The organism is Sciscionella sediminilitoris (assembly GCF_000737195.2).
GTDB lineage: Bacteria > Actinomycetota > Actinomycetes > Mycobacteriales > Pseudonocardiaceae > Sciscionella > Sciscionella sediminilitoris.
The window spans coordinates 98,352-117,444 of sequence record NZ_JALM01000013.1; the positions used below are offsets into that span (position 1 = coordinate 98,352).

The 19,093-nt window shown below is 71.8% G+C and carries 20 protein-coding genes; 7 read left to right on the forward strand and 13 right to left on the reverse strand.

Translation table 11 applies throughout. The features are described 5' to 3' along the window. The first annotated feature begins 60 nt into the window (after positions 1 to 60). Positions 61 to 999, forward strand: coding sequence for a cobalamin biosynthesis protein (locus tag AD72_RS06290; protein ID WP_031465449.1), 939 nt, complete (start codon positions 61 to 63; stop codon positions 997 to 999). 1 nt (position 1,000) lies between these two features. On the opposite strand, the gene AD72_RS06295 is transcribed toward AD72_RS06290, so the two are convergent. Genes AD72_RS06295 through manB form a run of 7 tightly spaced genes read right to left on the reverse strand, consistent with a single transcriptional unit; the run spans position 1,001 to position 6,165 of the window. Then, entirely contained in the window at positions 1,001 to 1,858 is an 858-nt protein-coding gene (locus AD72_RS06295) for an SURF1 family cytochrome oxidase biogenesis protein (RefSeq protein ID WP_051898054.1), read from the reverse strand. A 17-nt stretch (positions 1,859 to 1,875) separates the two neighbouring features. Then, on the reverse strand, positions 1,876 to 2,715 hold the full coding sequence (locus AD72_RS06300) for a fructosamine kinase family protein (protein ID WP_031465451.1): 840 nt from the start codon (positions 2,713 to 2,715) through the stop codon (positions 1,876 to 1,878). After that, positions 2,697 to 3,152, reverse strand: coding sequence for a low molecular weight protein-tyrosine-phosphatase (locus AD72_RS06305; RefSeq protein ID WP_197284888.1), 456 nt, complete (start codon positions 3,150 to 3,152; stop codon positions 2,697 to 2,699). Before AD72_RS06305 ends, AD72_RS06300 begins: the two co-directional genes overlap by 19 nt. Next, positions 3,149 to 3,766, reverse strand: a complete 618-nt coding sequence (locus tag AD72_RS06310; protein WP_231644744.1) for a class I SAM-dependent DNA methyltransferase — start codon at positions 3,764 to 3,766, stop codon at positions 3,149 to 3,151. The genes AD72_RS06305 and AD72_RS06310 overlap by 4 nt, the downstream gene beginning before the upstream one ends. Before the next feature lie 26 nt (positions 3,767 to 3,792). After that, the gene (locus AD72_RS06315; protein ID WP_031465454.1) at positions 3,793 to 4,200 is read right to left on the reverse strand and encodes a GNAT family N-acetyltransferase; all 408 of its coding nucleotides are present in this window, start codon (positions 4,198 to 4,200) and stop codon (positions 3,793 to 3,795) included. Continuing rightward, complete coding sequence (locus AD72_RS06320; RefSeq protein ID WP_031465455.1) at positions 4,200 to 5,093, reverse strand: DNA-3-methyladenine glycosylase family protein; 894 nt, start codon at positions 5,091 to 5,093, stop codon at positions 4,200 to 4,202. The genes AD72_RS06315 and AD72_RS06320 overlap by 1 nt, the downstream gene beginning before the upstream one ends. Then, positions 5,083 to 6,165: a mannose-1-phosphate guanylyltransferase gene (gene manB / locus AD72_RS06325; RefSeq protein ID WP_031465456.1), complete on the reverse strand. Its 1,083-nt coding sequence runs from the start codon at positions 6,163 to 6,165 to the stop codon at positions 5,083 to 5,085. The genes AD72_RS06320 and manB overlap by 11 nt, the downstream gene beginning before the upstream one ends. Positions 6,166 to 6,274: 109 nt before the next feature. Between manB and AD72_RS06330 the strand changes: the two genes are divergently transcribed. Further along, on the forward strand, positions 6,275 to 6,679 hold the full coding sequence (locus tag AD72_RS06330) for a hypothetical protein (protein WP_031465457.1): 405 nt from the start codon (positions 6,275 to 6,277) through the stop codon (positions 6,677 to 6,679). A 91-nt stretch (positions 6,680 to 6,770) separates the two neighbouring features. On the opposite strand, the gene AD72_RS06335 is transcribed toward AD72_RS06330, so the two are convergent. The 3 genes from AD72_RS06335 to AD72_RS06345 all read right to left on the reverse strand — a co-directional run bounded on the left by AD72_RS06335 (position 6,771) and on the right by AD72_RS06345 (position 10,006). Then, entirely contained in the window at positions 6,771 to 7,646 is an 876-nt protein-coding gene (locus tag AD72_RS06335) for a glycosyltransferase family 2 protein (protein ID WP_031465458.1), read from the reverse strand. Positions 7,647 to 7,689: 43 nt separating this feature from the next. Continuing rightward, the gene (locus AD72_RS06340) at positions 7,690 to 8,817 is read right to left on the reverse strand and encodes a glycosyltransferase family 4 protein (protein WP_031465459.1); all 1,128 of its coding nucleotides are present in this window, start codon (positions 8,815 to 8,817) and stop codon (positions 7,690 to 7,692) included. Positions 8,818 to 8,893: 76 nt separating this feature from the next. Next, positions 8,894 to 10,006, reverse strand: coding sequence for a glycosyltransferase family 4 protein (locus AD72_RS06345; protein ID WP_031465460.1), 1,113 nt, complete (start codon positions 10,004 to 10,006; stop codon positions 8,894 to 8,896). A gap of 11 nt (positions 10,007 to 10,017) precedes the next feature. Between AD72_RS06345 and AD72_RS06350 the strand changes: the two genes are divergently transcribed. From AD72_RS06350 to AD72_RS06360, 3 genes are read left to right on the forward strand one after another with little or no spacing between them, the layout of a single operon-like run. Then, positions 10,018 to 10,956, forward strand: a complete 939-nt coding sequence (locus tag AD72_RS06350; protein WP_037344986.1) for a glycosyltransferase family 2 protein — start codon at positions 10,018 to 10,020, stop codon at positions 10,954 to 10,956. Next, on the forward strand, positions 10,943 to 13,459 hold the full coding sequence (locus AD72_RS06355; protein WP_031465462.1) for a glycosyltransferase: 2,517 nt from the start codon (positions 10,943 to 10,945) through the stop codon (positions 13,457 to 13,459). The genes AD72_RS06350 and AD72_RS06355 overlap by 14 nt, the downstream gene beginning before the upstream one ends. Further along, entirely contained in the window at positions 13,449 to 14,531 is a 1,083-nt protein-coding gene (locus AD72_RS06360; RefSeq protein WP_031465463.1) for a glycosyltransferase family 4 protein, read from the forward strand. The genes AD72_RS06355 and AD72_RS06360 overlap by 11 nt, the downstream gene beginning before the upstream one ends. On the opposite strand, the gene AD72_RS37105 is transcribed toward AD72_RS06360, so the two are convergent. The 3 genes from AD72_RS37105 to ccrA are packed head-to-tail and all read right to left on the reverse strand — an operon-like array spanning position 14,473 to position 17,866. Beyond that, the gene (locus AD72_RS37105) at positions 14,473 to 15,042 is read right to left on the reverse strand and encodes a GNAT family N-acetyltransferase (RefSeq protein ID WP_051898056.1); all 570 of its coding nucleotides are present in this window, start codon (positions 15,040 to 15,042) and stop codon (positions 14,473 to 14,475) included. The two genes, AD72_RS06360 and AD72_RS37105, sit on opposite strands and share 59 nt — an antisense overlap. A gap of 8 nt (positions 15,043 to 15,050) precedes the next feature. Beyond that, a complete protein-coding gene (locus tag AD72_RS37110; RefSeq protein WP_051898063.1) occupies positions 15,051 to 16,484 on the reverse strand; it encodes a coiled-coil domain-containing protein in 1,434 nt (477 codons plus the stop codon). Positions 16,485 to 16,534: 50 nt separating this feature from the next. Next, positions 16,535 to 17,866, reverse strand: a complete 1,332-nt coding sequence (gene ccrA, locus AD72_RS06375; RefSeq protein ID WP_031465466.1) for a crotonyl-CoA carboxylase/reductase — start codon at positions 17,864 to 17,866, stop codon at positions 16,535 to 16,537. 205 nt (positions 17,867 to 18,071) lie between these two features. Here ccrA and AD72_RS06380 point away from each other — a divergent pair, with 205 nt between their 5' ends. Continuing rightward, positions 18,072 to 18,443 carry an SPW repeat domain-containing protein gene (locus AD72_RS06380; protein ID WP_031465467.1) on the forward strand — a complete coding sequence of 124 codons (372 nt, stop codon included), beginning with the start codon at positions 18,072 to 18,074 and terminating at the stop codon, positions 18,441 to 18,443. 69 nt (positions 18,444 to 18,512) lie between these two features. After that, positions 18,513 to 19,085, forward strand: a complete 573-nt coding sequence (locus tag AD72_RS06385; protein WP_031465468.1) for a TetR/AcrR family transcriptional regulator — start codon at positions 18,513 to 18,515, stop codon at positions 19,083 to 19,085. The last annotated feature ends 8 nt before the right edge of the window (positions 19,086 to 19,093 follow it).

Below are 19,093 nucleotides of genomic sequence, written 5' to 3' on the forward strand. Positions count from 1 at the left end.
CCCGGGTAGGCTGCGCGCGATCAGGATTGCGGCTAGACGAGGCGAGGATTTGCTGTGGGCATGGCGCGTGCGTTCGGGATCGTGCTCGGCGTCGCCGTGGACGAGGTGCTCGCGGATCCGCGGCGCGGTCATCCGGTCGCGCTGTTCGGCACGGCCGCGGCGAAGACCGAGCGGCTGACCTACCGGGACAGCGTGCTGCCCGGCGCGGTGCACACGCTGGTGCTCGTCGGCGGGGTCGCCGGGATCGGCCTGCTCGCCGAACGGCTGGGGAAGCGGCATCCGCTGCTGCGCGTGCTCGGCACCGCGGCGGCCACCTGGGCCACGGTCGGCGGTTCCACACTCGCCGCCGAGGGCACCGCCATGGGCCGCTCGCTCGATGCGGGGGAGATCGAGGCCGCCCGCGCCCGGCTGCCGCACCTGTGCGGGCGCGATCCGGAGCTGCTGGACGGCACCGAACTCGCCCGTGCCACCGTGGAATCGGTCGCCGAGAACACCTCCGATGCCGTGGTGGCCCCGCTGTTCTGGGGCGCGGTCGCCGGGATTCCCGGGCTGCTCGCCTACCGCGCGGTGAACACCCTGGACGCGATGATCGGGCACCGCAGCGAGCGCTACCGGCGATTCGGCATGGTCGCCGCCCGCGCGGATGATGTGGCGAACCTGATCCCGGCCCGGCTCGCCGCCGCGCTGACCGGGTTCTGCGCCCCGGTGGTCGGCGGTTCCTCGGCCTCGGCGTTGCGCGCCTGGCGCCTGGACGCGGGCGCGCACCCGAGCCCGAACGCGGGCCAGGTCGAGGCCGCCTTCGCCGGGGCGTTGCAGATCCGGCTCGGCGGGCGCACCGTGTACCGGCACGGCGTGGAGGACCGCCCGGTCCTCGGGGACGGCCGCAATCCGGATGCCGGGCACGTGACCCGCGCGGTGGAACTGTCGAGGGTGACCGGCTGGGCCGCCGCGGCGCTGTGCGGGCTGCTCGGGCTCGCCATCGGCGGGCGCGCCCGCTGACTCAGCGCGAGGACAGCTCCTCGGCGCGCTCCTCCTCGGCGATCGCGGCGGCAACCGCCTTGCGCCCGTGCGGACGGCCGCGCTGGGGGCCCTGTCCGCGCTGACCGTCGTGTGCGCGCTGGGCCCGCCGCTCGGGGGAGAGCGCGCCGCCCGGTTTGAGCTCGCGCCAGGTGAAGTAGCCGAGCCCGAGCAGGGCCATCACGCCGAACGCGATCCACTGCAGTGCGTAGGAGAGGAACGGCCCGGAATCGCGCTGGGGGAGCGGGATCACGCCGAGCGCCCCCGGCTGGCCCTCGGTGAGCGTGTAGGAACCGGAGCGCAGCGCGACCCCGGTGGCCTTGCCGACGGTGCCCGAGTTGACCGCGTAGACCTGGGTGCGCCCGTCCGCGCGCATGGTCTGCCCGCTGCGTTCCCCGGTCTCGTCCGGATGCACCCGCGCGGTGACCGTGACCGCGCCACCGGGAGCGGCCGGGTAGGCCGGGGGTTTGCCGTTCTCCTGCTTGACGTAGCCGCGGTTGATCAGCAGCGGGGCGCCGCCGTCCGGGCGGAACGGGGTGAGCACCTCGTAGGCGGGATTCCCGTCCACCGAACGCAGCCTGGCCAGCACCTCCTTACCGGGCAGGTAGTGCCCGCGCACGGTGACCGCGCGCCAGGCGTTGCTCTGCGGGTCCCCGTGCAGCGAGCTCAGCGCCACCGGATCGGAGTCGAGTGCCCTGGTGATTGCGGAGTTCTGCTGTTCCCGCTCGGAATTGCGGCCGAACTGCCACGGGGAGAGGATCCAGAAGCACGCGCCGGCGAACACGAGTACACCGAGTACCGTGGCCAGCCATCCGGGGCGAAGCAGAAACCGCAACCGCACCCTTTCACGGTAGCCCCTCAGCCGATTCGCAGTGCGGCCAGTGCCGCCCTGCGGGCCGATCCGGCGTACCCGCCGCCGAACAGCACGGTGTGCACGAGCAGCGGGAACAACTGGTGCAGCGGGATCCGCTCGCGCCAGCCGTCCGCGAGCGGCCACCGATCGGTGTACCCGTCCAGGATCTCGGGCAGCCGCGGGCAGCCGAACAGGGCCAGCATCGCCAGGTCGGCCTCCCGGTGCCCGCCGTGCGCGCTCGGGTCGATCAGCCAGGCCTGCCCGGCGCCGTCCCAGAGCACATTGCCGTTCCACAGGTCCCCGTGCAGCCGGGCGGGAGGTTCGGGCGGGCCGCCGAGCTCGGGAAGCCGCTCGGCCACCCGTTCGATCAGCCGGGCCCCCTCGGCGTCGATGCTGCCCTGGTCCACGGCCAGGCGCAGGTAGTACAGCACCCGGTGCTCGGCGTACCACCGCGGCCAGGAATCGGATTCCGCGAGCGGCAGCGGGGCGGTGCCGATCCACCCGCCGAGTTCCTGGGCACTGGCCACCGCGCCGAACGCGGGTGCCCCGCTGGCGTGCAGCCCGGCCAGTGCCGCGCCGAACTCCGCCGGTGCGCCGGCCGAACCTTCCGCGATCCGCTCGGTGAGCAGCCACTGCTCGTCGGCCGCGTACACCTCGGGCACCCGGACCGTTCCCGAGGAACGCAGCCAGTCCAGCCCGGCGGCCTCGACCAGGCTCGCCCCGCGCGCGTGCGCCCGTTTCGCGACCGCGAGCCGCCCGTCGGGCAGCCGCAGCTCGCCCGCCCCGCGCCCGTTCGCGTACCGCTCACCGAGCAGGGCCTGGATGTTCACGCCGTCCTGATCCACCCCAGCAAGCCTGGCATGCAGCGCTCGATGCACGCGAGCAGTTCGGTGAACCCGTGTTCGCCGCCGTAGTAGGGATCGGGCACCTCGGGCTCGGGATCCTCGGCAAGCGGGTCGAAGCTGCGGAACAGCCGCACCCGGTCCGGATCGGCGGCGCGCAGCAGGGCGCGGCGGTGCCCGGAATCCATGGCGAGCAGCAGATCGGCCTCGATGTGGTTCGGGTTGACCTGCGCCGCCCGGTGCTCGTTGTCGTATCCGGCCTCGGCGAGCACGGCCGCGGCGCGCTCGTCCATCGGTTCACCCGCGTGCCAGGGCCCGATGCCCGCGCTGCTGACCGTGACGTCCTCGATGCCCTCCTCGGAGAGCTTCGCGCGCAGCACCGACTCGGCCATCGGGGACCGGCAGATGTTGCCGGTGCACACGAAACACACGTGCATCATTCGGCGACCGCGTACAGGTACAGCTGGTCCTCGAACTCGCCGGGGGTGAGCTCGATCTCCTGGCGCTGCACGGTTTCCACGGTGAACCCGGCCCGGCGCACCACGGCGATCAGTTCGTCCTCGGGGTAGGCGCTGAACCGGACCTGGACCCCGAAGAACTCGCCAGGGGTGTCGTCCAGGTCGCCGTCCACCATGCCGAGTGCGAACGGGGCGCCGGGGTGCAGCAGCGAGCGCACCGTGGCCAGCACCCGGTCGATGTCCGCGCGCGGCAGCATGAGCAGGGAGAAGAAGGCGGTCACCGCGTCGAAGCGGCCGATGTCCTCGGGCAGTTCGCGCATATCGGCGTGCACGAACTCACCGGAGGGGACCCGTTCGCGGGCCTTCTCCAGCATGCGTTCGGAGGTGTCCACGCCGACGATGTCCAGACCGCCCTCGGCGAGCTGCTGCGCGGTCGGCCAGCCGCTGCCGCAGCCGAGGTCGAGCACCCGGGAGCGAGGACCAGTGCGGTCGGTGAGCCAGGCCCCCGCCGCGATCTGAGCCGAGCGCTGGGTGAATGCTTCGTCGTAGCGCTCGCCGATCTCATCGAACGCGACGTGCTCGGTTTGTTCCTCCATCCGGCCCATTGTGCTTTGCGCGGAACTCACACCCGGAACTGGGTCAGATCGATCAGCCCCGCGCTCGTCGAGGTGAACCCGCAGGAGTCGAAGTAGAACGGGGCGAGTTCGGGGCGGAAGTCCACGTGCAGCCACTCGCAGCCGGCCCGGTGCGCGCCCCGGGCCGCGTGCCCGCACAGCGCGGTGCCGATGCCCTGCCGCTGGTGCTCCGGATGGGTCTTGGTGTCCAGCAGGAAGGCGTGATCACCGCCGTCCCAGGCCACGTTCACGAAACCGACGAGCCGTCCCTGACCGGTGCGCGCGCTCACCCAGCCGAGGCTGTGCGGGCGGATCCGGTCCCACCAGCCGGGTTCGGTATTCCCGCCGTGCGCGCGGGTCAGTTCCACGAGTTCGGGGTCGGTGACCGTGTCCCGCCACCGGTATTCGATGTCCATCAGCGATCACGGTAGTCGCGCGCCGGACTGCGCGGGCCGAAGCGGGGGCGTTGCCAGCCCGCGGCCTCGAGGTAACGCACCACGCGATGACGCTGCGGGGCATACGGTTCGAGTAGTTCGGCGAGACCGTCGTCGTCCAGATCGTGCCCGAGCAGGGCGTGCCCGACCACGCTCGGAATGTGGAAGTCCCCGAAGCTCACCGCGTCCGGATCGCCCCAGGCGCGCTGGGCGACCTCGGCCGCGGTCCACACCCCGATCCCGGGGACCTTGCACAGCAGCGCCCTCCCGGGTTCGCCGCGCAGCCGCACCGCCTGCTCCAGCCGGTCGGCGACCACGGCGGCCCGCTGGATGGCGCGCCGCCGCGCCCCGTCCACCCCGCAGCGGTGCCATTCCCAGTCGCGCAGCCCGCGCACGGTCGCCGGGGCGGGGGCGGTGTGCATCCCCTCGCCGAGCGGGGTGCCGTGCCCGCGGGCGAGTTCCCGCCAGGAACGGCGCGCCTCGTGCCCGGTCACCAGCTGCTCGAGGATCGCGGCGAGCAGCACATCCCAGAGGTGCCCGGTCGCGCCGAGCCGCAGCCCGGGCAACCGTTTCCGCGCCTCGGCGACCGGACCGTGGTGCGCGGTGAACGCCGAATCGTCATCGCCGGAGCCGAGCAGCGCGGGCACGGTCTCCAGGCACCAGTCCGCGCCCGGCCCGCTCGCCCGTACCGCGATCTCCCCGCCGGCCTGCGCGATCCGCTGCAGCGCGGGGCCCTGCGGGGTGTTGCGGGCGAGCAGCACCGCACCGGTCCGCTCGGTGCGGAACGCCGGGTCCCCGGAACCCCTGCGCAGCGGGGCGAGCACCGCGTGCACATCGAGCGGGTACCCCGGCCGCCAGCGGCGCTCACTCGTCACTGGAGAACCGGATCCCCGTTTCCGGAAGCTGCACGCCCGGCCACACCCGCGCCCCGCAGAGCAGTTCGCAGTTCGGGCCCACCTCGGCACCGTCCCCGATGACCGCCCCGTCGAGCACCGCGCCGGTGCCGATCCGCGCGCCCGCGCCGATCACCGAACGGCGCACCAGCGCCCCGGCGCCGACCTGGGCGTCGTCGAACACCACCGAAGCGGTCACCTGGGCCTCGGCGCCGATCTCGGTGCGTGCCCCGATCGTGGAGCCCCCGGTGACCGTGCCGTACACCACCGCATCCTCGAGCAGGATCGCCTCGCCCGGCGCGGAGGGCAGCGCCGCGGACGGGGCGAGCCCGGTAGCCAGGTCCACCGCGCCCTGCACGAAGGCCGAGGGGGTGCCCAGATCCAGCCAGTAGGAGGAATCCACGTGGCCGTGCACCCGGGCACCCGCGGCGAGCAGTCCGGGAAAGGTCTCACGCTCCACCGAGACCCGCCGCCCCGCCGGGATGTCCTCGATCACCTCGCGGCGGAACGCGTAACAGCCCGCGTTGATCTGATCGGTGGGCGGATCGGCGGACTTCTCCAGGAACGCGGTCACCCAGCCTTCGTCATCGGTCGGCACGCAACCGAACGGGCGCGGATCGTGCACCTTCACCAGGTGCAGCGTGGCGTCCGCGGAATTCTCCCGGTGCGTGGCGAGCACCGCGCGCGGATCGACCCCGGAGAGAATGTCCCCGTTGAACACGAGTACATCCTTGTGCCGCAAGCGATCGGCGACATTACGGATCGCGCCCGCGGTGTCCAGCGGCTCGGACTCGACCACGTACTCCAGCTCGATCCCCAGTTCCTCGCCGTCGCCGAAGTACTCGGTGAACACCTCGGCCTTGTAGGAGGTGCCGAGCACCACGTGGCGCACCCCGGCCGCGGCGATGCGGGAGAGCAGATGACGCAGGAACGGCACCCCCGCGGTCGGCAGCATCGGTTTCGGAGTGGCGAGGGTGAGCGGCCGCAACCGGGTGCCCTTGCCGCCGACGAGCACGACCGCGTCGACGTCACTGACGGTTGTCCCTGACGACATGCCGAATTCCGCTCCTTGTCCTGACACCGGGCCCTGGTGGCGATACGCTTTACGCAGAGGAGTTAACCGTATCGCCGTCAGCATGCGCGGCGTGAAAAGGGAGGTCGCCATGGACCCCCGCGATCGGGCGGATGCGGTGCTCGAACGCGCCAGTGCTCTGCGGCGCGGTGTCGTCACCCCCATCAATGCCACCTCCCCGATGGATGCCTCCGCGACCTCCAGAATCCGCCGCTCGGTCGTGGAAGAGGCGCAGCGCAGGGTCGAGGAGCAGGACACCCAGTCGATTCCCGCCCCGGGCGCGCCGCGCGAGGGCGAGGAGACCACCCAGCCGGTGCGGGACGTGCGCGAAGGCGCCACCCAGCCCGTGCACCGCCCGCAGGCCGCGGCGCCGCACGCCGAGCAGCGGGTCGCCGAGGACGAGCCGACCACCGACCTCGGCGGGCTCATCCCGACCGTGGCGCAGCAGCCGAAGAAGCCGCGATCGCTCTCCGAGCGTCTGTCCGGTTTGGATTGATAGTTGTCGGGTGGCCTGCGTGGCGGGGCCGCCGCAGTGCCGGTTGGCAGGGTGGTAACAGCGGCCATACCGCCGAAAGGTCCTCGGCGAACTACCGTTCCGCGCGGATCTGCAGGGCCGCGCGGGCCGCGAGTCCGGCCTTGATCGCCAGGCGCAGCGGTAGCCAGCGCGGGCCTTGGTGCCGGTCGGCGAGGTAACGGTAGGCGCTGTCGTGGTGGGCTCGCACCATGCGCGCCGAAGCCTGCTTGGTGGAGTGCCCGCCGATGTGGGTGATCTCGGCGCTGGGCACGTACACGTTCAGCCAGCCCGCGCAGGTGAGCCGGTCGCCGAGGTCCACATCCTCGAAGTACATGAAATACCGGGTGTCGAAGCCGCCGATCTGCTCGAAAGCCTCGCGGCGCAGCAGCATGCAGGAACCGGAAAGCCATCCGGCGGTCCGTTCGGTCACCGCCGTGTCGGACTGCCGGTAACCGCGGCTGGCCGGGTTGTCCGGCCACACCGCGCCGAGTGCCGCGTGTAGCGCGCCGCGCCACAGCGAGGGCTGCAGCCGGGCCGAGGGGTAGACGCTGCCGTCCACCTCGCGCACCAGCGGACCGAAGGCGCCGCCGCGCGGCCACCGCTCGGTCGCGGTGAGCAGTTCGTCGATGCTGCCCTCGCCGAAGAACAGGTCGGCATTGCAGATGACCACCCAGCCGTACTCCGGGCCGAGCTCGGCGACCCCGCGGTTCATCCCGCCGCCGTAGCCGAGGTTGCTCCCGGTCGGCACCAGTGTCACGTTGTCCCGTGCCGCGGCCACCTTTTCCGGTGCGCCGTCGGTGGATCCGTTGTCCGCGACGATGATCCGCACTGCGCGTTCGGTCGCCTTGGTCACCGATTCGCACATCGCGTCGAGGGTTTCACCCGGCGAGTAGGTCACCGTGACAACGGCGAGTTCCTCGCCGTACTGGTCGCGATACTGGGAGTCCACGGCTGGTTATTGTGCCCGAGCTCATCGCGGCGCCGTGCGCCGGTCACCGTCGCCGGTAGCGGGCGGCGGCGCGCGCGTAGGCCTCGCGGTGCTGCGCGGCCGTCGTCGCCCAGGAGAACTCCTTGGCTCTGCGCTGCGCGGCCGCACCGAGCTGGGCACGCTGCGAGGGATCGTCGAGCAGCTCGTCCAGTCCGGCCGCGATGTCCCCGGCGCCCACTCCCCGGTAGTGCACCGCGTCCCCGCCGACCTCGCCGATCGCCAGCCGGTCGGTGGTGAGCACGCAGCCGCCGCAGCTCATCGCCTCGAGCACGGGAAGACCGAAGCCCTCCCCGAAACTCGGATAGGCCACGATGCCCGCCCCGCCGAGGAATCCGGAGAGCAGATCCAGTGGCAGATATCCGGCGCGCAGCACCCGCAACCGCCGCGGCACCGAGGCCAGCGCCCGCTCGACCTGTCCGTCCCAGCCGGGCTGCCCGGCGAGCACCAGCACCGGCGGTTCCGCGCGGTGCGCGCTCGCCTCGGTGAATCCGCGGATGAGCGCGGGCACGTTCTTGCGTGGTTCCAGCGCGCCGAGGAACGCGATGAACTCGGCGTCCCCGAGATCGAGCAGCGCGCGGACCTCGGCGACCTCCTCCGGGGACGGCGGATGGAAGGTCGCGGTGTCCACCCCGTGCGGGCTCACCCGCAACATTCCCCGGTCCGCCCCGGCGACCTGGACCAGCTCGTTCGCCGTCGCCTCCGAGGGCACCACGCACAGTTCGGCGGCGGCCAGTGAACGGCGGGTCCAGGTGCGGAAGAACATCGCCTTGACCGTGGAGTGCATCGCGGCGCCGGTGAAGAAGGTCGCGTCGTGGATGGTCACCACCGAGGCGGCCTGTTTGGCCAGCGGCATCGTGTAGTGCGGGGAGTGCAGCACATCCGCGCCGAGCGAGCGCACCAGCCTGGGCAGCTGCACCTGCTCCCACACCAGGCGGGCGGTACGGGTGGCGACCGACTCGGCCGCGGTGACCACCTCGGCGTGCGGGGCGAGTCCGGCGTAGAGCTCGGTGTCCCGCGGCTGGCAGACGACGGCGAGCCGGGCACCGTCCGCGTCCAGGGCGGCGACGAGGGAGTCCACATAACGGCCGACGCCACCTCGATCAGCGGGGACCGCGGTGGCGTCGATGAGCACACGTGGATCTGACACCGTCACGTGCAGCAGGGTACGACGTGGACAACCCTCGGTGGTCGGCTACGGCGAGATTCCCTCACCCCGGGCACCGAACGTGATGCGCCTCCAGATGCGCGGCCCACACCCGCGCCGCGGAATCCGCCCAGGTGAACGCCTTCGCGCGGGCCTTGGCCGCGGTGACCCGTGCCGCGGTGGCCGCCGTGTTCTCGAACACATCGCGTAGTACGGCGGCCAGGGCGTGGGCGTCGCCGACCGGGAAACCGAGCCCGGTGCCGTCCGCGAGCTCGACGAGGGCGGGCGCGTTCGAGTGCACCACGGGGACCCCGGCGGCCATCGCCTCGAGCACCGGGAGACCGAAGCCCTCCGAACGGCTCGGCGCCACCAGGGCCGCGGCCCGGTGCAGCACGGTGGCCAGTTCGGCATCGGTGACCGCGCCGAGCTCCAGCGGAGCGGGTACCCCGAGTCCGGCGGCGAGCCGGTCCGGTTCGACCTGCCCCCAGCCGCGCGGCCCGGCGAGCACCAGCGGCAGCGCGGGCGCGCCCGGCTCGGCGAGCGCGCGCAGCAGCACCTCGACGCCCTTGCGCGGTTCCACGGTGCCGATCATCAGCAGGTACTCGGGCGGCAGCCGCAACCGCGCCGCGATGGCCGCCGCGTCCCCGGGTGGCTGCGCGAGCGCCGCGGTCCTGCCGTGCCCGACCACGGTCAGCGGTGTGCCGCCGATCCGCGGGCCCAGCTGCGCGCCGACCGCGGCGGTGGGCACCAGGATCGTGTCCGCCGCGCGCGCTGCCTGTGCGATCGCCTTCCGGTGCCAGCGCGCACCGCGCGGGGTCAGCGTCTCCGGATGGGTGAACGGGACGGCATCGTGCACCGTCACCACCAGCCCCTTGCCGTGCCGCGCGGGCGGGGCGAGCGGGGTGGGGGCGTGCACCGAATCGCCGCCCGGCCACAGCGGGATCCGCCGCTCCCAGGCCGCGATCAGGGCCCGGCGGGGCAAGGCGAGCACGCTCGGGCCCGCGACCCCCTCGATCGCGGCCACCGTGGGATCCGCGCAGCGCGGCACCACCGAGCGCACCGTCCAGCCGGGTGGTGCCGTCGCGGCCAGCGCCGCGCCGAGCTCGCGCGTGTAGCGCCCGGTGCCGCCGGGGACCGGGGCGAGCAGCTGATCGGCAAGCAGGACGAGCTCAGGCACAATGGCACCCTATGCGGACCCGGACGACCGTGGTGGTGGTGACCTGGCGCGGGCGCGAGCACGTCCGGGACTGCCTCGCCGCCCTCGCCGCCCAGGAACGTCCACATCGGACGCTCGTGGTGGACAACGCCTCGGACGACGGCACCGCGGAACTGCTGGCCGGGCACGAGGTACTGCGGCTGCCGGTGAACACCGGCTACGCGGGCGGGATCGCCGCCGCGCTCGGGCAGGTGCGCACCGAATACCTCGCCTGGCTCAACGACGACGCCGCCCCCGAACCGGGCTGGCTCGCCGCGCTCGAGGACGAGCTGGACGCCCATCCCGATGCCGCCGCGGTCTCCTCGGTGCTCGTGGACGCCGGGGGAGCGGTCACCTCGGCGGGCACGGCGCTGGACCGGGACGGGTACGGGCTGGACCTCACCGGGGACGCGGAGCCGTTCGGCTTCTGCGGTGGTGCGGTGCTGCTGCGCACCGGGGCACTGCACGCGGTCGGCGGGGTGCCCGCGGAGTTCTTCTGCTACTACGAGGACACCGACACGGCGTGGCGGCTGCGTCTTGCCGGGTACGGGATCCGGCACGCGAACGAGGCCCGCGCCCGGCACCGGCACGGCGCCTCGACCCGGCCCGGTTCCTGGCGGTTCCACCACTGGAACGAGCGCAACCGGCTGTTCATGCTCGCCCGGTGCGCCCCGGCCACGGTCGTGGGCGCCCAGCTGGCGAAGTTCGCCCTGCTGGCGCTCAAACCCGGGCTCCCGGCGACCCCGAACTTCGCGCCGCGGCTGCGGCTGCGGGTGCTCGGGGAACTACTGCTCGCAGCGCCGCGGCTGCTCGCCGAGCGCAGGGCGGTCGGCCGGATCGCGCGCCGCGGGCGGGCCCGGGTGTGGCGCGCGGCGAGCTCCGGTGCTGCGGCTAGGATCGGCGCGGACGCCCGAGGGGATCGCATTGACTGACGCTGTACTGCCACTGGTCTCGGTTGTCGTGGTGAACTATCGCGGCGCCGAGCACACCATCACGTGTCTGCGCGCGCTCGCCGCCGAGCTGGACTACCCGGCCGAGCGGCTCGAGCTGATCTGCGTGGACAACGCTTCCGGGGACGGCAGTGCGGAACGGATCCGCGCGGCGCTCGGCGAGCGGGCCACGCTCATCGAGTCCCCGCGGAACACCGGGTTCGCCGGTGGCTGCAATCTCGGCGCGCGGCACGCGAGGGGTTCGGTGCTCGCTTTCCTCAACTCCGATGCCCGCCCGCATCCGCGCTGGGTCAGCGCAGCGGTCGAGGTGCTCGCCAGCCAGCCGGGGATCGGTGCGGTGGCGAGCAAGGTGCTGGACTGGGACGGCGAGCGGGTGGACTTCACCGACGCCGGGCTCACCTGGTTCGGCATGGGGTACTCGCACGGCGGCGGTCAGCCGGACGCCCCGGAACGGGACACCGCGCGCGATGTGCTGTTCGGCACCGGGGCGGCGATGTTCGTGCGCGCGGGACTGTTCGCCGAGCTCGAGGGCTTCGACGAGCGGTTCTTCATGTTCTACGAGGACGTGGATCTGGGCTGGCGGCTGAACAATCGCGGCTGGCGGTTCCGCTTCGAACCCGGATCGGTCGCCTATCACCGGCACCACGCCGCGGTCTCCGATGTGGACGGCAAGGACTCCGCGCGGGAGCTGTACCTGCTCGAGCGCAACGCCCTGTGCGCGCTGTACAAGAACCTCGAGGACGAGACGCTGGCCAGGGTGCTGCCCGCCGCACTCGCGCTCGCGGTGCGCAGGGCGACCGCGCGCGGTGACCTCGATGCCACGCAGCTGGAGATGAACCGGGCGGGCGAGGAAGCCCCGCTGCTCTCGGTACCGCGCCCCACGATGGCCGGGGTGTTCGCCATCGACCAGTTCGTGGAACTGCTGCCGCACCTGCGCGAGTCCCGCGAACTCGAGCAGCGCGAGCGCACCCGCACCGATGCCGACCTCGTCACCCTGATGCGCAAGGCGCTGGAGCCGGCCTATCCCTTGCCGCGCTACCTCGCCGCGCACGACATTCTCACCGAGGTCTTCGGGATCGGCGAGGTGTTCGGCCGCCCGCGCCGGATCGCGGTGCTCACCGGGGACGCGGTCGCCGAGCGGATGGCCGGTCCCGCGATCCGGGCCTGGCACACCGCGGAGGTCCTGGCGGTCGAGCACACGGTCCGGCTGGTCTCGGTGAACCCGAACAACGCGCCCCCGGACGCGAGCTTCGAGGTGCACGCGTGCACGCCGAAGGAACTGCACGCGCACGTGGACTGGGCGGATGTGGTGGTGCTGCAGGGGCACACCCTGCAGATGGTGCCCGAGCTCGCGCGGATGGACTCCCGCACGATCCTGGTCTGCGATGTCTACGATCCGATGCACCTGGAACTGCTCGAACAGAGCAAGCAGGCCCCGGAGGCGCAGCGCGGCGCGGATGTGGCCGGGGTGACCGAGGTGCTCAACACCCAGTTGCGCCGCGGGGATTTCTTCCTCTGCGCCTCGGAACGGCAGCGGCATTTCTGGCTGGGGCATCTCGCCGCGCTCGGCCGGATCGGCCCGGGGATCTACGACACCGATCCGACGATGCGCTCGCTGATCGCGGAGGTCCCGTTCGGGCTGCCCGCCGCGCAGCCACACCGGAACGGCCCGGGAATCCGGGACGCCTTTCCCGCGATCGGGGAGCGGGACAAGGTGATCCTGTGGGCGGGCGGGGTCTACTCCTGGTTCGATCCGCTCACCCTGATCCGGGCGGTGGACCGGTTGCGCGCCGAGCACCCCGATGTGCGGCTGGTGTTCCTCGGCATGCGCCACCCCAATCCGGATGTCCCGGACATGGAGATCGCGGTGCGCACCAGGCAGCTTGCCGGTTCGCTCGGCCTCACCGGGAAACACGTCTTCTTCAACGAGGGCTGGGTGCCCTACACCGAACGGCAGAACTGGCTGCTCGACGCGGATGCCGGGGTCACGACGCATTTCCAGCACGTGGAAACCGAATTCGCGTTCCGCACCAGGGTGCTCGACTACCTGTGGTCCGGGCTGCCGATCGTGACCACCGACGGGGATTCCTTCGCCGACCTGGTCCGCGCCGAGCGCCTGGGTTCGGTGGTTCCCGCCGAGGACGCCGAGGCGCTCGCGGCGGCACTGGCCTCGGTGCTCTATGACGAATCCTTCGCGCAGGACTGCGTGCACAACATCGCCGCCGTCCGGGAACGGTTCACCTGGGAGCACGCCCTCGCCCCGCTGCTGGCGTTCTGCCGCAACCCGCGACCGGCCGCGGACCGGCTCGCCGGGGCGGCACCGCTGACCGAGCCCGCCCCGCTGACCCTCGCGCAGGGCGTGCTCCGGGACATCGGCCTGGTGCGCGAATACCTTGCCGCGGGCGGGGTGCGCGAGCTCGGCAAGCGGGCCGGTGGCCGGGTACGCAAACTCGCCTCGAACGTTCGGAGCCGCCGTGGCAGCTGATCGCGTCCGGGTCCTGCTCGACGGCACCCCGTTGCTCGGCAACCGCACCGGTGTCGGGCACTACACGGCGGCGCTGGCCGAGGAACTGGCCTCGCGCTCGGATGTCCGGGTGCGCGCGGTCGCGTTCACCCTGCGCGGCTGGCGCAGGCTGCGTTCGGCGCTGCCGCACGAGGTCACCGCGCGCGGGATGCCGGTCTCGGCGCGGTTGCTGCGCCGCTGCTGGGAACGCGGGCGGATGCCACCGATCGAGTTGTTCGCCGGGCCGACCGATGTGGTGCACGGGACCAATTTCGTGCTGCCTCGCTCGCTGGCCGCCGGTGGTGTGCTCACCGTGCACGATCTCGCCTTCCTCGACCATCCCGAGGATCTGCCGCCCGCGGACTCCCGGCTGCCCGCGCTCGTGCGCAAGGGCGCGGAACTGGCCGCGGTGGTGTGCACCCCGACGCAGGCGGTCGCCGAGCAGGTCGTGGACCGGCTCGGGGTGCCCGTGGAACGGATCCGGGTGACCCCGCTCGGCGTGGACCCGGCCTGGTTCGCCGCGCGCCCGCCGACCGAGGTGCTGCGTGGCAAGCTCGCGCTGCCCGCCGAGTATCTGCTGCACGTCGGGGATCACGGGCCACGCAAGGGAATCGAGCACCTGATCGCCGCGCACGCCGCACGTCCCGAGCTGCCCCCGCTGGTGCTCGCCGGTCCGCACCGCGCGGGTACCGAGGGCCGGGTACTGCGCACCGGGTATCTGTCCGATGTGGACCTGCGCAGTGTGGTCGCCGGTGCCGCGGCGCTGGTGCTTCCCTCCCGTGACGAGGGGTTCGGCCTTCCCGTACTGGAAGCACTGGCCTGCAATGTCCCCGTGGTGTGCACCGATGTGCCCGCGCTGCGCGAGGTCGCGGGCGGGCACGCCACCCTGGTGCCCTACGGCGAACCGGAAGCGCTCGGCGCGGCGCTCGCCGAGGTACTGGACGCCGAACCGGAACCGGGGACCTGGATGGCCCGGCGCAACCACGCGGCCGGGTTCACCTGGCGCCGGTGTGCCGAGGAGACGGTCGCCGCGTACCGGCAGGCCGCAGGATGACCTCCGGGTGCCCGTCCCGGATCCGCCTGCGGTGCTCGGCGAATCCGAGCCGGTGCGCCAGCCGCAGCGAGGCGGCGTTGTCCGGATCGGTGACGATCGAGGGCGGCACCGCGGGGAGCGCGCGCCGCGCGTAGCCGAGTGCGGCCTCGGCCATCTCCTGCGCGAATCCCTTTCCCCAGGCTTTCGGCAGAAACCGGTAGTAGACGTTGAGCACCGGTTCCCCGTCCTCGCACGCGTGCCGGATCCCGCCGAAACCGATGAGCTCGTCCTCGTGCTCGATCACCCAGTAGCCGATTCCGTGTTCGGACCAGTCGCGCAGGAGCATCTCGAGCAGTTCACCCGCCTGCTTCTCGGTGCGCGGCCCGCGCGGGGTGTGCCGATGGGCTTCCGGATCGCAGTGCACCGCCACACACGCGGCAAGGTCTCGCGCGGTCGGGGCCCGCAGCACGAGCCGTTCGGTGTGCACCAGCCGGGGCGGCGCGTCGCCCTCGGGCTCCGTCGCTTCGGACACCGCGGTACTCAGGCGCCGCGCTGACCGAGGTGCCCTGGCGCGGGCAGGCTCTCGGTCGGGCGGTCGTGCTCCAGATCCTCCACCTCGGCCTCGTGGGTTTCCTGGCTGTCCCCGGGCTGCTCGTTCGGCGGCTGCTCGTTTTCCGGCCGCTGGTCCTCGGCGGCCCCGGCGAAGTCGGCGAACTCCGGGTCCTCGCCCGCGCCGCGTTCGGCGGGCAGCTCCTCGAGCGAGGGCGTGGAACTGGCGAGCAGCTCCCGTGCCGAGGCCAGTTGCTCGGCGACCTTGGCGCGCACCGAGCGCAGCACGTCGACGCGTTCGTTGGCCTGGTCGATCCGGCTGTTCGCCTCCGCCGTGGCCTCGTCCACCCTGCGGTGGGCTTCCTGGGTCGCCTCGTCCAGGCGCTGCTTGCACTCCTGATCGGCCTCGCGCAGCCGCTGCTCGGCCTCGGCCTGGCCAGCGCGCTGTTCCTCGGCGACCTGGGCGCGCAGCGCGGTGACCTCTTCGTTGACCTGGTTGCGGATCTTGGCGGCTTCTTCGGTGGCCTCGGTGATGCGCTGGGCGGCGTCGGCCTTGCTGACCCGCTGCTCTTCGGCGACCTGGGCGCGCAGCGCGGTGACTTCCTCGTTGACCTGGTTGCGGATCTTGGCGGCTTCTTCGGTGGCCTCGGTGATGCGCTGGGCGGCGTCGGCCTTGCTGACCCGCTGTTCCTCGGCGACCTTCGCACGCAGCGCGGTGACCTCTTCGTTCACCTTGGCGCGGATGCTCGCGGCCTCCTCGCCCGCCTCGTGCACCCGGCGCTCCGACTCCGCCTTCGAGGTGGCCTCGGCCTCGGCGAGCTCGCGCATCGCCTCGGTACGCCGGGAGGCCATGGCGATCTCGAAGTCCTCCTCGACCTGGACCCGGGCCGCCTCGGCCTCGGCATCGGCCTTCTGCCGGGCGGTCTCCGCATCCTTGACGATCTGCTCGGCCTCGGCGTTCGCCTTGGCCAGCACCCCGCGGTGCTCGGCTTCCATGTCCGCGCGCCGCTTGTCCAGCTCACCGATCAGCTGCTCGTAGCGGGCCCGCAGGGCGTTCGCGTCCGCCTCCGCGCGGCCGCGGATGTGGCCCGCCTCGGCCTCGGCACGGGCCCTGGTCTCGGCGGCCTCGTCCTGGGCGAGCCGCAGCATCCGCTGCAACCGCTCGGAGAGCCCTTCCAGCGTGGTCGGCGGCAGCGAGAGCCGGTCGATCTGCTGGCTCTTCTCGTCCAGGTCCGCGCGCGCCGACTCGAGCTGACGGGCGAGCTCGGTCGCCTGGGAAACCGCGGCGTCCCGATCGGCGGCGAGCAGGCGCAGATCGCCGTCGAGCCGTTCGAGGTGCTCCTCGACCTGGGTACGGCTGTACCCCTTCTTCACGATGTCGAATCCGGTCCCGAGGGGGACGAGATCGCCGTCGGAGAGTCCCATGGGCAATACGGTACCGCCCGAATCCGGCAAGCCGGGTAACCGAGCCGGGATCAGATGCCCCTGAACCGGTTGATTTCGTTCAGATGGCGGGCACGCAGCTCCTGATCCCGGATGCCGAGCCCTTCCTCCGGGGCCAGCGCCAGCACGCCGACCTTGCCCTGGTGCAGGTTGCGCTGCACGTCGTAGGCGGCCTGCCCGACCTGGTCGAGCGGGTAGACCCGGGACAGCGTCGGGTGGACCTTGCCCTTGGCGATCAGCCGGTTCGCCTCCCAGGCCTCGCGGTAGTTGGCGAAGTGCGAGCCGATGATCCGCTTCAGGTTCATCCACAGGTACCGGTTGTCGTACTGGTGCATGTAGCCGCTGGTGGACGCGCAGGTCACGATGGTTCCGCCCTTGCGGGTGGCGTAGACCGAGGCGCCGAAGGTCTCCCGGCCCGGGTGCTCGAACACGATGTCCACGTCCTCACCGCCGGTGAGTTCGCGGATCTTCTTGCCGAACCGCTTCCACTCCTTGGGGTCCTGATTCTCCTCGTCCTTCCAGAACTGGTACCCCTCCGCGTTGCGGTCGATGATCAGCTCGGCGCCCATGGAGCGGCAGATCTCGGCCTTCTCCGGGCTGGACACCACGCACACCGGGGTAGCGCCGCCGTTGAGGGCGAACTGGGTGGCGTACGAACCGAGGCCACCGGAAGCGCCCCAGATCAGCACCACATCGCCCTGCTTCATGTCCGCCCCGTTGCGCGAGACGAGCTGGCGGTAGGCGGTGGAGTTCACCAGGCCAGGCGAGGCGGCCTCTTCCCAGGTGAGGTGCTTCGGCTTCGGCATCAGCTGGTTGGACTTGACCAGCGCGAGGTGCGCGAGCCCGCCGAAGTTCGTCTCGAAGCCCCAGATGCGCTGCTCCGGGTCGAGCATCGTGTCGTTGTGCCCATCGGCGTGTTCGAGCTGCACATCCAGGCAGTGCGCGACCACCTCGTCGCCGGGCTGCCAGGCGTGCACCCCGGGGCCGGTGCGCAGCACGACACCGGACAGGTCGGAGCCGACGACGTGGTAGGGGAGGTCGTGGCGGGCTCCGAGCGGGGAGGTCTTGCCCAGCTTGTTCAGGAACCCGAAGGTGGGCAGCGGCTCGAAGATCGAGGTCCACACCGTGTTGTAGTTGATCGCCGAGGCCATCACCGCGACGATCGCCTCGCCCGGGCCCAGTTCCGGCGTGGCGACCTCTTCGACGTGCAGCGATTTACGCGGGTCCTTGTCCCGCGTCTCGAGCCCGGCGAACATTTCCGTTTCGTCCGCATGCACCGTCACCGCGGTGTAGCTGTCCGGCACCTCGAGGTCGGCGACATCGGCAAGCCGGTCGTTGAGGATCGCGTCGCGGATCTTCTCCATGGCAGTGGGCCTCCAAGGACGGACTGTCGTGGACATGGTGGATTGCTCCGGGAGGTTACCGACGGGTAATCGCCCTGGCTACCCCTTCGGCATCGCTCAAGGGGGCGGTGAGATGGAGGTCACCGCGAGTGGTGACGCGCAATCTTGACCGGGCGCCCAACCAAGAGCATCATCAAACATGTACTTCACACAGGAGGTGATCGAGATGGCCACGATGACAACCAGGTCATGGAGCCGTCCGCAAGACTGGGTCGAACTCGCCGCCGGTGTGGTCGCCGCGCTGTCACCGATCTGGCTGACGACCTCGACGGCCGCGATGTGGACGATGATCGTGCTCGGTGCGCTGATCGCCATCGACGGTCTGTGGTCGCTCGCTCAACCGGGCGCACTGGCCAGCGAGGGCATTCAGATCGTGCTCGGTGCGCTGCTGTTCGTCTCGCCGTGGGTGCTCGGCTTCACCACGGACCTGTACACCACGTCCTGGTGGGCGTGGGTGCTCGGCGGGGTGACCGTCATCGCCGGGGTGCTCGCCCTGCCGATGGCCTCTTCCGCGCACCGTGCCGCAGGCCAGCACTGATCCGAATCCGGTAGCCGGGGCCCACAACATCGGTTGTGGGCCCCACTCATGTGAGTAAGGATGATCGTCATGGCCGAGACCGAGGATTCCACCCGCGAACGCATTCTGGCGGCCGCCCAGGATTTGTTCGCCCGCCACGGTTTCGACGCCACCCCCACCTCGAAGATCGCCACCGAGGCGCAGGTGCCCAAGGGCCTCGTGCACTACTACTTCAACCGCAAACCCGATCTGCTCACCGCCCTGGTCGACAAACTGCCGAGCGAGCACGTGGAACTGGGCGAGGTCGTGGTCGACGGGGATGTGTGCACGAGCCTGTGCCGGTTCGTCGACCGGCTGGACCGGAATCTGGATGGTTCCTCGCTGTTGTCCCATCTGCTCTGGCGCGAGGCCGACACCCACGAGGTGGTGCGGGACGCGCTCCAGGCCCGCTACCGGAAGATGGTCGCGCAGATCGGTGAGGTGATCACCGCGGCGAGCAGGCACCGCATCGCGGCCGAACGGATTTCCGCGGCCGCCGCGCTGCTGGCGCACGCGCTGAGTTTCCGGCACTCCATGGCCCGGCACGACGGCGGCGCGGGCCACGGCGACGGGGCGAGCATGGATGCCGAGGTCCGGTTCGTCGCGGAGGCACTCGCGAGCTGAACCGGAAT

Bases quoted from the DNA above. Each gene is read 5' to 3' on its own strand.
- AD72_RS06290 (WP_031465449.1), top strand. From the start codon at position 61: ATGGCGCGTGCGTTCGGGATCGTGCTCGGCGTCGCCGTGGACGAGGTG.
- AD72_RS37110 (WP_051898063.1), bottom strand. From the start codon at position 16,484: ATGGGACTCTCCGACGGCGATCTCGTCCCCCTCGGGACCGGATTCGAC.
- AD72_RS06350 (WP_037344986.1), top strand. From the start codon at position 10,018: ATGCGGACCCGGACGACCGTGGTGGTGGTGACCTGGCGCGGGCGCGAG.
- manB (WP_031465456.1), bottom strand. From the start codon at position 6,165: ATGTCGTCAGGGACAACCGTCAGTGACGTCGACGCGGTCGTGCTCGTC.
- AD72_RS06380 (WP_031465467.1), top strand. From the start codon at position 18,072: ATGGCCACGATGACAACCAGGTCATGGAGCCGTCCGCAAGACTGGGTC.
- AD72_RS06305 (WP_197284888.1), bottom strand. From the start codon at position 3,152: ATGATGCACGTGTGTTTCGTGTGCACCGGCAACATCTGCCGGTCCCCG.
- AD72_RS06385 (WP_031465468.1), top strand. From the start codon at position 18,513: ATGGCCGAGACCGAGGATTCCACCCGCGAACGCATTCTGGCGGCCGCC.
- AD72_RS06330 (WP_031465457.1), top strand. From the start codon at position 6,275: ATGGACCCCCGCGATCGGGCGGATGCGGTGCTCGAACGCGCCAGTGCT.
- ccrA (WP_031465466.1), bottom strand. From the start codon at position 17,866: ATGGAGAAGATCCGCGACGCGATCCTCAACGACCGGCTTGCCGATGTC.
- AD72_RS06315 (WP_031465454.1), bottom strand. From the start codon at position 4,200: ATGGACATCGAATACCGGTGGCGGGACACGGTCACCGACCCCGAACTC.
- AD72_RS06310 (WP_231644744.1), bottom strand. From the start codon at position 3,766: ATGGAGGAACAAACCGAGCACGTCGCGTTCGATGAGATCGGCGAGCGC.